General features: G+C 72.5%; 9 protein-coding genes, 1 tRNA gene and 1 pseudogene. 7 read left to right on the top strand and 4 right to left on the bottom strand.

Annotation, left to right across the window (positions count from 1 at the left end; translation table 11 throughout):
• Positions 1 to 153: 153 nt before the first annotated feature.
• Positions 154 to 1170 (bottom strand): selenide, water dikinase SelD, encoded by a 1017-nt coding sequence (selD, locus tag ABZW18_RS32515; protein WP_356194578.1) that lies wholly within the window; start codon positions 1168 to 1170, stop codon positions 154 to 156.
• Positions 1171 to 1242: 72 nt separating this feature from the next.
• Between selD and ABZW18_RS32510 the strand changes: the two genes are divergently transcribed.
• The 6 genes from ABZW18_RS32510 (at position 1243) to nrfD (ending at position 9908) form a co-directional block, all read left to right on the top strand.
• Positions 1243 to 1334, top strand: a tRNA-Sec gene (locus ABZW18_RS32510).
• A gap of 18 nt (positions 1335 to 1352) precedes the next feature.
• Positions 1353 to 2711: an L-seryl-tRNA(Sec) selenium transferase gene (selA, locus tag ABZW18_RS32505; RefSeq protein WP_356194576.1), complete on the top strand. Its 1359-nt coding sequence runs from the start codon at positions 1353 to 1355 to the stop codon at positions 2709 to 2711.
• On the top strand, positions 2702 to 4483 hold the full coding sequence (selB, locus tag ABZW18_RS32500; RefSeq protein WP_356194574.1) for a selenocysteine-specific translation elongation factor: 1782 nt from the start codon (positions 2702 to 2704) through the stop codon (positions 4481 to 4483). The genes selA and selB overlap by 10 nt, the downstream gene beginning before the upstream one ends.
• A gap of 115 nt (positions 4484 to 4598) precedes the next feature.
• Positions 4599 to 7883 carry a formate dehydrogenase gene (fdh, locus tag ABZW18_RS32495; RefSeq protein ID WP_356194570.1) on the top strand — a complete coding sequence of 1095 codons (3285 nt, stop codon included), beginning with the start codon at positions 4599 to 4601 and terminating at the stop codon, positions 7881 to 7883.
• Positions 7880 to 8848 (top strand): 4Fe-4S dicluster domain-containing protein, encoded by a 969-nt coding sequence (locus ABZW18_RS32490; protein ID WP_356194568.1) that lies wholly within the window; start codon positions 7880 to 7882, stop codon positions 8846 to 8848. The genes fdh and ABZW18_RS32490 overlap by 4 nt, the downstream gene beginning before the upstream one ends.
• Before the next feature lie 19 nt (positions 8849 to 8867).
• Complete coding sequence (nrfD, locus tag ABZW18_RS32485; protein ID WP_356194567.1) at positions 8868 to 9908, top strand: NrfD/PsrC family molybdoenzyme membrane anchor subunit; 1041 nt, start codon at positions 8868 to 8870, stop codon at positions 9906 to 9908.
• A 33-nt stretch (positions 9909 to 9941) separates the two neighbouring features.
• Here nrfD and ABZW18_RS32480 read toward each other — a convergent pair whose 3' ends face one another.
• Positions 9942 to 10910, bottom strand: a complete 969-nt coding sequence (locus ABZW18_RS32480; RefSeq protein ID WP_356194565.1) for a ribose-phosphate pyrophosphokinase — start codon at positions 10908 to 10910, stop codon at positions 9942 to 9944.
• A gap of 272 nt (positions 10911 to 11182) precedes the next feature.
• On the opposite strand from ABZW18_RS32480, the gene ABZW18_RS32475 reads away from it, so the two are divergent.
• Positions 11183 to 12220, top strand: a complete 1038-nt coding sequence (locus tag ABZW18_RS32475; RefSeq protein WP_356194563.1) for an SCO0930 family lipoprotein — start codon at positions 11183 to 11185, stop codon at positions 12218 to 12220.
• Between the two features lie 203 nt (positions 12221 to 12423).
• On the opposite strand, the pseudogene ABZW18_RS32470 reads toward ABZW18_RS32475, so the two are convergent.
• Together ABZW18_RS32470 and ABZW18_RS32465 are read right to left on the bottom strand one after the other, a co-directional pair.
• Positions 12424 to 12552: pseudogene (locus ABZW18_RS32470) on the bottom strand (two-component system response regulator); the annotation flags it as partial.
• 20 nt (positions 12553 to 12572) lie between these two features.
• Positions 12573 to 13800 (bottom strand): ATP-binding protein (locus tag ABZW18_RS32465; RefSeq protein WP_356194561.1); only part of this gene is annotated, 1228 nt, incomplete at its 5' end.

The following is a 13800-nucleotide window of genomic DNA, read 5'->3' as shown; positions in this document are numbered from 1 at the left end:
GACAGCGGGCCGGGGCAGCCGGCCGTTCCCCGGTCCTCCGGCCCCGTACGTCCTCGGGTCCCGTACGTCCTCGGGCCCGGTACGTCCTCGGGCCCGGCACGTCCTCGGCCTCGTACGTCCTCGGGCCCGGTCACGCGAGGCGCCCGCCCCGGATCAGCGGACGACCAGGGCATGATCACCGCGGGGCAGCAGCTCCCCCACCACCGGTGCGCCCGGGATCTCACCGGCCACGAGCAGCCCGCCGGAGGTCTGCGCGTCGGCCAGCAGCAGCGCCTCCTCCTCGCTCACCGCCGACAGATCGCCGTACGTACGGACCCACTCCAGATTCCGCCGTGTGCCCCCGCTGACATGGCCCTCGCGCAGCGCCTGCCGGGCGCCGTCGAGGTAGGGCACCGCGGCCGAGTCGATCAATGCGGTGACCCCACTCGCCCGGGCCAGCTTGCCGGCGTGCCCGAGTAGCCCGAAGCCGGTGACATCGGTCGCACAGACCGCGCCGGCTGCGAGCGCGGCTTCGGCCGGCTCCCGGTTGAGCCGGGTCATCGCCTCGACCGCGTGCGGGAACACCTCGCCGGTGGCCTTGTGCTTGGTGTTCAGCACACCGATACCGAGCGGCTTCGTCAGTGACAGCGGCACGCCTGGCGCGCCGGCGTCGTTGCGCAGGACACGACCGGGGTCGACCAGCCCGGTGACGGCCATGCCGTACTTGGGCTCCGGGTCGTCCACGCTGTGGCCGCCCGCCACATGGCAGCCCGCCTCCGCAGCCACCTCGAGACCGCCGCGCAGCACCTCGCGGGCCAGCTCGAAGGGCAGCACGCCGCGCGGCCAGGCCAGCAGATTCAGCCCGACCAGCGGCCGCCCGCCGGTGGCGTACACATCCGACAGCGCGTTCGCCGCGGCGATCCGGCCCCAGTCGTACGGGTCGTCGACCACGGGGGTGAAGAAGTCCACCGTGGCGAGAACCGCCAGGCCCTCGTTCAGCCGCACGACCGTCGCGTCGTCTCCGTGGTCCAGCCCGACCAGCAGTGCGCCCGCGGGGTCGCGGACGCGCACAGCATCCCCCAGACCTCGCAGTACGTCCTCCAGTTCTCCGGGCGGGATCTTGCAGGCACAGCCGCCCCCGTGTGCGTACTGGGTGAGCCGGATCCGGTCCTGGGAAGTCACAGCGGTCACAAGCGACATGATGCCCCGTCGTGGCGGATGGCACTTCGACTGCGGCGTTGCGAAGATGACGGCGTGGCGCGAGGAGGCGTATCCGGCCTGGTGACCGGCGCGGTCTTCAAAACTGTTGAGCGGCAGGAGCTGCCGCTGGCGGGTTCGATTCCCGTCCGCCTCCGCCGTACCGGAGGAGTGCGATGAGTGATCCGCGGCGGCGCGTTCCCGGCACCGACTCCCTGCTGGCCGAGGCGCGGTTGGCCAAGGCGGTACGGACGCTGGGACGTCCGCTGGTGAAGGTGGCGATCGCCGAGGCGCAGCGGCGGGCCAGGGCGGGCGAGATCGCCCCGGAGGACGTGGCCGAGGCGGCGGTGGACGGTCTCCCGGAGTGGGCGGGCAGTCTGCGGCCGCTGATCAACGCCACCGGTGTACTGGTGCATACCAATCTCGGCCGGGCGCCCTTGTCGTCGGCCGCTCGGGACGCGGTGCAGGCTGCCGCCGGATGGACCGACGTCGAATTCGACCTGGCCGAGGGACGCCGGGCCCGGCGCGGGCGCGGGGCGCTCGCCGCGCTGGCCGAGGCCGTACCCGATGCGGGGGCGGTGCACGTGGTGAACAACAACGCGGCCGCGCTGCTCCTGTGCGCGCTGGCGATGGCGGCCGGCGGGCGGGAGATCGTGATCAGCCGGGGGGAGCTGGTCGAGATCGGCGACGGCTTCCGCATCCCCGAGCTGCTGGCGGGTACCGGCGCAACGCTGCGTGAGGTCGGCACCACCAACCGCACCAGCGCGCGGGACTACGCCGAGGCCATCGGGCCCGACACGGCGTTCCTGCTCAAGGTCCATCCGTCGAACTTCCGGGTCACCGGCTTCAGCGCGGCTGCCGAGGTGGCCGAACTGGCAGTGCTGGGCGTGCCGTTGGTGGTGGACATCGGCTCCGGTCTGCTGGCCCCGTGCCCGCTGCTGCCCGACGAGCCGGACGCCGCCACCGCGCTGCGTGACGGGGCCGCTCTGGTGACCGCCAGCGGTGACAAGCTGCTCGGCGGTCCGCAGGCGGGACTGCTGCTCGGCGACGCCTCGCTCGTCGAGCGACTGCGGCGCCATCCCGCGGCGCGGGCCCTGCGCATGGACAAGCTGACCCTCGCCGCGCTCGAGGCGACGCTGCGCGGCCCCGAGGCGCCGGTGGTCACCGCGCTGACCACCGACGGGACCGAGCTGCGCCGTCGCGCCGGGCTGCTGGTCGAGCGACTGCGTGCCGAGGGCATCCCGGCGGCCGTGGTCGTGACCGAGGCGGTCGTCGGGGGCGGCGGAGCACCGGGCGTGGCCCTGCCCAGCGCCGCCGTCGCTCTGCCTGCCGGCTACGGTCCGCCGTTGCGCACGGGCCCGGTCCCGGTGGTCGGCCGGATGGCGGACGGCCGCTGCCTCCTGGACCTGCGTACGGTCGACGGTCCGGAGGACCGGGCCGTGCTGGACGCGGTGCTGGCGGTTCACCGGTCGCGGCCCGGCCCCTCGACGGGGAACGGCGGGGCGGGCGGCAGGAGCGACCGGCCGTGCATGTGATCGCCACCGCCGGTCATGTCGACCACGGCAAGTCGACCCTGGTGCGGCTGCTCACCGGGATGGAGCCGGACCGCTGGGAGCAGGAGCGCAGCCGCGGGCTCACCATCGACCTCGGTTTCGGCTGGACGACCCTTCCCGGTGGGGAGCGGGTGGCGTTCGTCGACGTTCCGGGCCATGAACGGTTCGTGCCGAACATGCTCGCGGGTGTCGGACCGGTTCCGGCGGTGCTGTTCGTGGTGGCCGCCGACGAGGGCTGGATGCCGCAGTCCGTCGAGCACCTCCAGGCGCTCGACGCGCTGGGCGTACGGCACGGCCTCCTCGCCGTCACCCGCTGCGACCTCGCCGACCCCGGGCCGGCGAGGGCCGAGGCTCTGGACCGGATGGCGGGGACGAGCCTCGGAGCGGTCGGCTCGGTGACCGTCAGCGGGCGCACCGGAGAGGGCCTGGACAGGCTGCGGGCGGCCCTGGACCGGCTGGTCGGCACCCTGCCGGCCGCCGACGCGGACGCCGACGTCCGGCTGTGGGTGGACCGCTCGTTCAGCATCGCCGGCGCCGGCACGGTGGTTACCGGCACCCTGGCGGGCGGCACCCTCCGGGTGGGCGATGAGCTGGTGCTGGCGTCCAGCGGCGCGGTCATGCGGGTGCGCGGCCTCCAGGCGCTGGGGCAGGACGCTTCCACGGTGTCCTCGGTGGCACGGGCGGCGGTGAACCTGCGCGGTGTCGAGCGCGCCGCGGTCGCCCGTGGCGACGCGCTGCTCACCCGGGGCCGCTGGCTCACCACGCGCGAGACCGACGTGGTGCTGCGCGGTACGGAGAGCGGCGGCCTCCCCCGCGAGCTCGTCCTGCACGTGGGGTCCGCCGCTGTCGCCGTCCGGGTCCGGCCACTGGACGCGGGCACCGCCCGGCTGCGGCTGGACCGGCCGCTGCCGCTGCGCGTCGGCGACCGGGCGTTGCTGCGCGACCCGGGGCGGCACCGGATCGCGGCCGGTGTCGACGTACTCGACGTACGACCGCCCGCATTGCGACGGCGCGGCGCGGCGCAGCGGCGGGGCGCGGAGCTGGCGGCTCTGGCGGGTGCGACGCCCCGCGCGGTGGCCGACGCGCTCCTGCGGCGGCAGCGGTTCGCGACCACGGGTGAGCTGCGCGCCATGGGGCTGCCGGTGGTGGGCCGGGCGGTCGGCGGTGGCCTCCGGGTGCACCCGGAGGCGTGGCGTGAGCTGCTCGGCGAGCTGCGCGTGCTGGTCGAGCGGTGGAGCGCGGAGCACCCGCTGGACCCGGGTGTGCCGGTGGACGCGGTACGGCGACGGCTGCGGCTGCCCGCCGCCGATGTGGTGGCGGCCCTCGCCCGGGCCGCGTCGCTGTCGGTGCCGGCCGGGCGGGTGTGTGCGCCCGGCGGGCGGGCGGCGCTGCCGGCACCGGTGGAGGACGCGGTGGCCGAGCTGACCGGCGAGCTGCTCGAGGCTCCCTTCGCGGCGCCGGACGCGCACCGGCTCGCGGCTCTGCGGCTGGGCCCCCGGGAGCTGGCCGCGGCGGTGCGCGCGGGCCGTCTGCTGAAGGTGGCCGACGGCGTGTTCCTGCTTCCCGGAGTCGAGGCCCGGGCGGGCGAGCTGCTCGCCGGGCTCCCGCAGCCGTTCACCCTCAGCCAGGCCCGGCAGGCCCTCGGCACGACCCGCCGGGTTGCCGTACCGCTGCTGGAGCTGCTGGACGGCCGGGACATCACCGAACGGCTGCCGGACAGCACCCGCCGGATGCGTACCGCTCCGCCGTCCTGACCTGGCACGGTGCCCCTCGTCGTCCTCGCGCCCGCCCCCGCTTCCCCAGGCGGCGGTGACCGACCCGGCGATACGGTGGCCGGGACATCAGCGGGACACGAGGCGGGAGATCGCCGTGGGCCTGTGGCAGTGGATCGAGGGCTGGCCGGTGTACCGGCAGCTCACCGGCGATGACGCGCTGGGACGGGGCGCGGCGGCGCGCTCCCGGGGCACGGAGCGGCTGCGCGCCCGTACGGAGCAGGCCGACCGGGTCGTGCAGTCGGTGTGCCCGTACTGCGCCGTGGGCTGTGGTCAGCGGGTCTACGTCGAGGACGAGAAGGTCACCCAGATCGAGGGCGACCCGGACTCGCCGATCTCCCGCGGCCGGCTGTGCCCGAAAGGGTCGGCCAGCAGGCAGCTGGTGACCAGCCCCAGCCGGGTCGACACGGTTCTCCACCGGCGCCCGTACGGCACCGAGTGGGAGCGGATCCCCCTGGACCGGGCCATGGGCATGATCGCGGACCGGGTGATCGAGACCCGTCGGCAGACCTGGCAGGACTCGTTGGAGGGCGCCACCGTCCGGCGCACGCTCGGCATCGCCGGGCTCGGCGGAGCGACGCTGGACAACGAAGAGAACTACCTGATGAAGAAGCTCTACACGGCGCTCGGGGCGATCCAGATCGAGAACCAGGCGCGTATTTGACACTCCTCCACGGTTCCCGGTCTGGGGACCTCGTTCGGCCGTGGCGGAGCCACGACGTTCCAGCAGGATCTGGCGGGCGCCGACTGCATCGTCATCCAGGGCTCGAACATGGCCGAGTGTCATCCGGTCGGGTTCCAGTGGGTGATGGAGGCGAAGGCGAGGGGCGCGAAGATCATCCATGTCGACCCCCGGTTCACCCGCACGAGCGCGCTGGCCGATCTGCACGTGCCGCTGCGGGCCGGGACGGACATCGCCTTCCTCGGCGCTCTGATCAACTACGTGCTGAGCAACGGCAAGGACTTCCGCGACTACGTGGTGGCGTACACCAACGCGCCGGCGATCCTGCGGGAGGACTTCGCCGACACCGAGGATCTGGACGGGCTGTTCTCCGGGTTCGACCCGGACGGCAATGTCTACGACCCGGCGACCTGGATGTACGAGGGCGCGGAGCCCGCTCCGGCCGCCGGCAACCGTGACCAGTGGAAGTCCCGGGTCGAGAAGGGCCTGGCGGAACAGCAGCACGGCGGCGAGGAGCACCGCGAGACCTCCCGTGCCGAGCAGTACGGCAGCGGCGGGCCGAGCCTGGGCAACAAGCCGGAGATGGACCCGACGCTGCAACACCCGCGGTGTGTGTACCAGGTGCTCAAACGTCACTTCTCCCGGTACACACCCGAGCTGGTCGAGGACGTGTGCGGGATTCCCCGCGACACGTTCGCCGAGGTCGCCGAGGCGATCACCGCGAACTCGGGGCGCGAGCGCACGACGGCGCTGTGCTACTCGGTCGGCTGGACCCAGCACACCGTCGGCGTCCAGTACATCCGTACGGCGGCGATCCTGCAGACACTGCTGGGGAACATCGGACGGCCGGGCGGCGGCATCCTCGCGCTGCGCGGGCATGCCAGCATCCAGGGCTCCACGGACGTACCGACGCTCTTCGACCTGCTGCCCGGCTACATCCCCATGCCGCACGTCCACCAACACCAGGACCTGGACTCCTTCGTGGCCGCCGACGCCGGCACCACCGGCTTCTGGGGCAATATGCGCTCGTACGTGGTGAGCCTGCTGAAAGCCTGGTGGGGCGAGGCGGCGACCAGCGAGAACGACTACTGCTTCGACTGGCTTCCCCGGCTGAGCGGCGACCACGGCACGTACCGCACGGTGCTGAACCAGATCTCCGGAGACTGCAAGGGCTACTTCCTCGTCGGGGAGAATCCGGCGGTCGGTTCGGCCAACGCCAAGCTCCAGCGGCTGGGGATGGCGAATCTGGACTGGCTGGTCGTACGGGATCTGCAGCTCATCGAGAGCGCGACCTTCTGGCAGGACGGCCCCGAGATCGAGACCGGTGAACTGCGCACCGAGGAGATCCCGACCGAGGTGTTCTTCATGCCCGCCGCGGCACATACGGAGAAGGACGGCAGCTTCACCAACACCCAAAGGCTGGTGCAGTGGCACCACAAGGCCGTCGACCCGCCCGGAGAGGCCCGCAGCGACCTGTGGTTCTACTACCACCTCGGCCGGATCATCCGGCAGAAGCTCGTCGGGTCCACGGAGGCGCGCGACCGCCCGCTGCTCCACCTCACCTGGGACTATCCGACCGAGGGACCGCTGGCGGAACCGAGCGCCGAGGCCGTGCTCGCCGAGATGAACGGACACGGGCCGCAGGGGCCGCTGTCCTCGTACACCCAGCTGAAGGACGACGGTTCCACCGCCTGCGGGGTCTGGATCTACTGCGGGGTACGCGCCGACGGCCACAACCACGCGGCCAACCGGCAGCCCGGCAGCGAACAGAGCTGGGTCGCGCCCGGCTGGGCGTGGGCCTGGCCGGCGAACCGCCGCATCCTCTACAACCGGGCGTCGGCCGACCCCGAGGGAAATCCGTGGAGCGAGCGCAAGCGGTACGTGTGGTGGGACGCGCGGGAGCGCCGGTGGACCGGGGAGGACGTCCCTGACTTCGAAGCCGGCAAGCCGCCCGACTACCGGCCGCCGCCGGACGCCCGGGCGGAGGACGCGCTGGCGGGTACGGACCCGTTCATCATGCAGAGCGACGGCCGGGCCTGGTTGTTCGCCCCGGCGGGGCTGGCGGACGGTCCGCTGCCCGCGCACTACGAGCCGTTCGAGTCGCCGGTGGACAATCCGCTGTACGGGCAGCAGGTCAACCCGGCCCTCCGCGCGTACGACCGCCCCGGCAACCGCTACAACCCGGGCCGCAGCGCGGTGTTCCCCTACGTCTTCACCACCTACCGGCTCACCGAGCACCACACCGCGGGCGGCATGAGCCGGACGCTGCCCTATCTGTCGGAATTGCAGCCGGAGTTCTTCTGCGAGGTCTCCCCCGAACTGGCGGCGGAGCGCGGTCTGGAGCACCTGGGCTGGGCGACCGTCGTCACGGCGCGTACCGCGATCGAGGCGAGAGTGCTGGTGACCGAACGGATCAGACCGCTCAGGGTCAGGGGGCGCACGATCCACCAGGTGGGGCTGCCCTACCACTGGGGCCCGCGCGGCCTGTCCACCGGGGACGCGGCCAACGAACTGCTGTCCGTGGTGCTCGACCCGAACGTACACATCCAGGAGTCCAAGGCGGCGACCTGCGACATCCGTCCCGGCCGACGCCCGCGCGGCCCCGCCCTGCTGGACTACATGGCGGACTACCGGCGCCGCGCCGGTGTCGCGGACGACTCGGAGGAGCCAGGATCGAGTGGAGGAGGCTCCCAGCGATGACAGCTCACCGCGACCGGTTGTCCGGCCCGATGGCCGATCCCGCCGGGGACGCCGGCTACCCGGACACGCACCCGCCCAGGATGGGCTTCTTCACGGACACCTCGGTCTGTATCGGCTGCAAGGCTTGCCAGGTGGCGTGCAAGGAGTGGAACCGGGTCCCGGCGGCCGACGCCGAGGGGATGGACTTGCTGGGACTGTCGTTCGACAACACGGGCGCGCTGGGCGCCAACACGTGGCGGCACGTCGCGTTCATCGAGCAGCAGGTGACACCGGACCGGCCGCCGCCGGTCGAGCTGGGCATGCCGGGTCTCGGCGCGCCCGGAGCGGAGACGGCGGTTACCGGAGCGGATGCAGGAGCCGATGCCGAAGCGGCCGAGCCCGGTGTGCGCTGGCTGATGTCCAGTGATGTGTGCAAGCACTGCACGCATGCGGCCTGTCTCGACGTGTGCCCCACGGGCTCGTTGTTCCGCACCGAGTTCGGCACCGTGGTGGTGCAGGAGGACATTTGCAACGGCTGCGGCTACTGCGTGCCCGCCTGCCCGTACGGCGTGATCGAGAGGCGGGAGGAGGACGGCCGGGCGTTCAAGTGCACCCTGTGCTACGACCGGCTGGGCGCGGGCCGGGAGCCGGCCTGCGCCCAGGCGTGCCCGACCGAGTCGATCCAGTTCGGCCCGCTGGACGAGCTGCGCGAGCGGGCCGACCGCCGGTTGGCGGAATTGCACGAGCGCGGGGTCGCGGAGGCGCGGCTGTACGGTCGCGACCCGGATGACGGAGTCGGCGGTGACGGCGCGTTCTTCCTGCTGCTGGACGAACCCGAGGTGTACGGGCTGCCTCCGGACCCCGTCGTCACGACCCGCGACCTGCCGTCGATGTGGCGGCACGCGGGCGTGGCCGCGCTCGGCCTGGCCGCGAGCGTGGCGCTGTCCTTCGCGGGACGGCGGCCCTCCGGAGGCCGGCGGCGGTGAACGGGCGAACACGCCGGTCATGGCAGAGGATGAGCCGCGGACAGCGGCGACGAGCGCCATCGAGGAGGCCAGGGTGACCGGGCGCGGTGAGCGGGGTCGGGAACGGGAGCGGGAGCGGGAGCCGAAACGGGGGCAGGAACGGGAGCGGGCGATGGTTCCGCGCGCGGAGTTCCGGTCCTACTACGGCCGGCCGATCCTCAAGCCCCCCGCGTGGAAGGAGCCCGACGTACCGGCCTACCTGTTCCTGGGCGGGGTGGCCGGTGCTTCCGCGGCCATGTCGGCCGTCGCCGATCTGACCGGGCGGCCGTCGCCGGCCAGGGCCGGCCGGTGTCTGGCTGCCGGCGGTGCGTTGGTCAGCGTCGGCGCGCTGATCCACGACCTCGGCCGTCCGGAGCGGTTCCTGATGATGCTGCGGGTCTTCAAGCCCACGTCCCCGCTGTCGGTGGGGTCCTGGATCCTCTCGCCCTTCTCCGCCTTGGCCACCGCGTCCGCCCTCTCCGAACTGACCGGGCGGTTCCCCCGGCTGGGCCGGTTCGCCGGACTTGGGTCCGGCCTGCTGGGTCCGGCGATGTGCACCTACACCGCGGTCCTGCTCGCCGACACCGCGGTCCCGGCGTGGCACGAGGCCTACCCCGAACTGCCGTTCGTGTTCGCCGGCGGTGCGCTGGTCAGTGGCGCGGGCGCCGCACTGCTGTGCGTACCGCACCCGGACCGAGGGCCGCTGTCCCGGATGGGCGCACTCGGCGCCGTCATGGAACTCGCCGGGATGCGCAGGCTCGAACGGCGGCTCGGCCTGGTCGGCGAGCCGTACCGCCAGGACCGGCCGGGCCGGCTGCTCAAGACCGGCCGGGCGCTGACCGTGGCCGGGGTCGCACTCTCAACGCTCGGTCCGCTGTTCGGCCGCCGCGCCAAGGCGGCTTCGGCACTGGCCGGGGCGGCGTACCTGGCGGCGGGGCTGTGCACCCGGTTCGGCGTCTTCGAAGCCGGCGTCGCGTCCGCCCGGGACCCGAAATACGTCGTGCTCCCGCAGCGGCAGCGCCTGGAGTCAGGTGGTACGTAGCGTGTACCGGTACCAGTACACGGGTCGCACGCGTCAGCCCGGCTGGTCCGAGCCACCCGGCCGCGCGTCGAACAGCGCACTGACCGACTCCCCGTTGTGGATGCGCCGCATGGCTTCGGCGAGGGCGGGGGCGATCGACAGGACCTTGAGCTTGCCGGTGTGTTCCCCCACCGGGAAGGGCACCGTGTTGGTGCAGACGATTTCCTGCACCTCGGGCTGCTCGCTGAGCCTCTTGAGCGCGCCGCTGGAGAAGAGGCCGTGGGTGCAGGCGATCCGCACCGAGGCGACGTTCAACTCCCGTAGCCGCTGGAGGAGTTCGATCACCGTGCTGCCCTTGGCGATCTCGTCGTCGAGGACGATCACGTCCCGGCCGGTGACCTCTCCGATGACCGCGCTGATGCTCACCCGGTCGTCACTGAACCGCTGCTTCGCACCGGCGGCCACCCCCACCCCCAGCATGCGGGCGAACGCGGCGGCCTCCTTGGCGTTGCCCAGGTCGGGCGACACCACGACGGCGTTGCTCAGATCCGTGCCGCGGAAGTGAGCGGCCAGCTCCCGTAGGGCGTGCAGGTGGTCCACCGGGATGCTGAAGAACCCGTGCACCTGGGGAGAGTGCAGGGTCATCGCCAGGACGCGGCTCGCCCCGGCCGCCACCATGAGGTCGGCGACCAGACGCCCGCCGATGGAGATGCGCGGGGCGTCCTTCTTGTCCGAGCGCGCATAGGCGTAGTGCGGCATCACCACGGTCGTACGGGCCGCCGAGGCGCCGCGCGCCGCGTCGAGCATCAGCAGCAGCTCGACCAGGTTCTCCTGGACGGGCTGGACGAGCGGCTGGATCAGGAAGACGTCCCGTTCCCGGCAGTTGGCCTGGAGCTGGACCTCCAGACAGTCGTTGGCGAACCGGTCGACACGGGTCGGAAGAAGCGGGACGTCGAGGTGCGAACAGACCTCGGCGGCCAGCTCCGGGTGGGCGCTGCCACCGAAGACGGCGATGTCTTTCACGGACGGATCCTCCGTTGATCGTTTCGGCGGTTCCATCGGAATGCTACCGGGGTCGCGGACCAGCGCTTCTCCCCCGCGGCGGGCCGGCCGGAACCCGGTGCGGACACCGGGACGGCTGTCGCCCACGCCCGGTCGCGGAGCCTGTCGTAGCGGCGCGCCGCGTCCCGCGAAAGTTTCATGAGCGCGTTGAACGTGCTTCTCGGCTCACCCGTATATAGGCGGGAGCACCGTGTGAAGAAGCCCGGTGAGATCGCGAAACGTGAGGAACGGATATGCGGAAGTGGCGAAATGTCTCGCTCGCCGGTGTGGCTGCGACGATGCTCCTGGCCACGGCCTGCGGAGCGGAGGACAAGCCGGCTGACACCAAACTCGTCCAGCCGGCGGCCGGGGAGGCCTCGCCCAAGGCCAACGGCAGCGACGCGGGTGCCGGCGTCCAGAAGAGCCAGACCGCGGGGCAGTTGGCCGTACGGTCGGACAGCAAGCTGGGATCGCTGGTCACGGACAGCGCGGGCATGACGCTGTACCGCTTCGACAAGGACACCCCCGACCCTGCCAAGTCCAACTGTGTGGACGACTGCGCCAAGACCTGGCCCCCCGTCCCGGCCGACGACGCGGCGGCGTCGGCCAATCTCAACCCCGATCTGCTGGGCTCGGTCACCCGCGCGGACGGTACGAAGCAGCTGACTCTGGCCGGCTGGCCGCAGTACCGCTTCGCCAAGGACAAGAAGGCCGGCGACACCAAGGGCCAGAACGTGGGCGGCACCTGGTTCGCCTCGGCGCCCGACGGCAAGAAGGCCGGCGCCGCCCGCCCCGCGCTCGGCGTGCTCAAGAGCCCCGATCTGGGCGAGGTCCTGACGGACAAGGACGGCAAGACGCTCTACCTGTTCACCAAGGACAACCCGTGGCCGATGAAGACGGCCTGCGACGCGAAGTGCCTGGAGAAGTGGACGCCGTCCGCGCCGGTTTCGGCGGCTGACGCCAAGGCCGCGGGTATCGACCCCGCACTGCTCTTCACCTTCACGACGCCCAACGGAACCAAGCAGGAAGCCATCAACTGCTGGCCCGCGTACACCTTCAAGGGCGACAAGGAGCCCGGCCAGACCAACGGTCAGGGCGTGGGTGGCACCTGGTTCGCCATCAAGAAGGACGCCGAGAACGACCGCGGAAAGACGATCCCCGCCGCGAAGTCGAAGGAAGGCGGCGCCGCTGAGTCGGGCGCGTCCGACGACGCCGGGGCCGCCGGGTCCGGGTACGAGAGCGGCTCCTCGTCCGACGGCGGCGGCTCCTCGAGCGGCGGCTACAACTACTGACGATCCGTTGAGCCCGGAGGTCTCCGGAGCTTCGGCGCCGCGGAGCAGGGCGGCGCATCGGACCGTACGCATCAAGAACCCCGCCACCGGTGACCGGTGGCGGGGTTCTTCGTGGCCGGGGGTCACCGGGCGTCAGCCGGAGGTCAGCCGGGGTCACTCGGGAGGGCAGGCCCAGGTGTCCGGGGCTCCGGCCGCCCCGTGCCGCGCTCCAGCAGGGCGAGCGCTTGCGCGGTGTCGTGTGCGCGGCCCGCGAATCCGGGGACCTCGGCCACATACATCGCGTTGATCTCCGCAACCCGGAAGTCGTCGTCGACGACGAGGACCTCGATCACCCTGCCCGCGAGGACCTCGATCATCCTGCCCGTTGTTCCGCCGCGGCCTGCGACCCCGACTGAGTCAATGCCCAGCCCGATGCCGATGCCGATGCCGACGTTGGCGTGTCGTGCTCACGAAGGGCCTCCGGCAGCACGATGGTGAACACCGCGCCGCCGCCGTCCCGTGCCGAGACCCGCGCGCTGCCTCCGTACCGCTCCGCGAGCCGCCGCACCAGCGGCAGACCGAGCCCTCTGCGCCGGTGCGCGGGCGGCTCCTTGGTGGACCAGCCGTCGGTGAACACCAGGTCACGTGCGTCGGCCGGGACGCCGGGACCGTTGTCCGCGACCGTGATCACGGCCGTACGGCCCTCCGCCCGCAGCTCCGCCTCGACGAACGGATCGCCCGTCGGAGCCGCGCCCGCCGCGTCCACCGCGTTGTCGATGAGGTTCCCCAGCACCGTCACCAGGTCCCGGGAGTCCACCACGCGGTCCGGGAGCAGGGTCGCTTCACCCACCCGCAGTGCCACGCCGCGCTCCGCCGCCACGGCGCTCTTTCCCACGAGCAGCGCGGCGACCAGCGGATCACTCACCCGCTGTGTGACCTGCTCGGCGGTCGCCCGGTGGGTGTGTGACACCTCGGCGATGAACTCCACCGCCTCGGCGTGCATGCCCAGTTCGAGCAGACCCACCAGGGTGTGCAGCCGGTTCGCGTGCTCATGGTCCTGCGCGCGCAGCGCCTCGGTGAGGCCACGGGTGCTGTCCAGCTCCCGCCCCAGCTGCTCCAGCTCGGTACGGTCGCGCAGCGTCGCCACCGCTCCGCCGTCGGCGGTGGGCATGCGGTTGGCGATGAGGACCCGGTCGCCGCACACCGTGAGTACGTCCTCCCCGTCCACGCGCCCCGCGAGCACGTCGGCGGTTCTGCCCGGTGGCAGTACGTCGTCGAGCCGGTGGCCCGCCGCCTCGCCGGTCAGCCCGAGCAGGCGTTGCGCCTCGTCGTTGACCAGGCGGATGCGGCCGCGCGCGTCGAGCGCGACCACTCCCTCCCGGATGCCGTGCAGCATCGCCTCGCGCTCGTCCAGGAGCGCGGATATCTCGGACAGCTCGATGCCGTGCGTACGCCGGCGAAGCCGCCGGGAGACGGCGAACGCCGCGAGCGCGCCGACGGCGAGCGCGGCGCCCGCGTACATCAGGATGCCGGGCACGGCGCCCACCAGCCGTGCCCGGACACTGTCGTAGGCGATGCCGACGGAGACCGCACCGACGATG

This window comes from Streptomyces sp. NPDC004647, assembly GCF_040609575.1.
Lineage (GTDB): Bacteria > Actinomycetota > Actinomycetes > Streptomycetales > Streptomycetaceae > Streptomyces.
The sequence above is the reverse complement of the archived record's forward strand: the minus strand, read 5'-3'. Positions and strand labels throughout refer to the sequence as shown.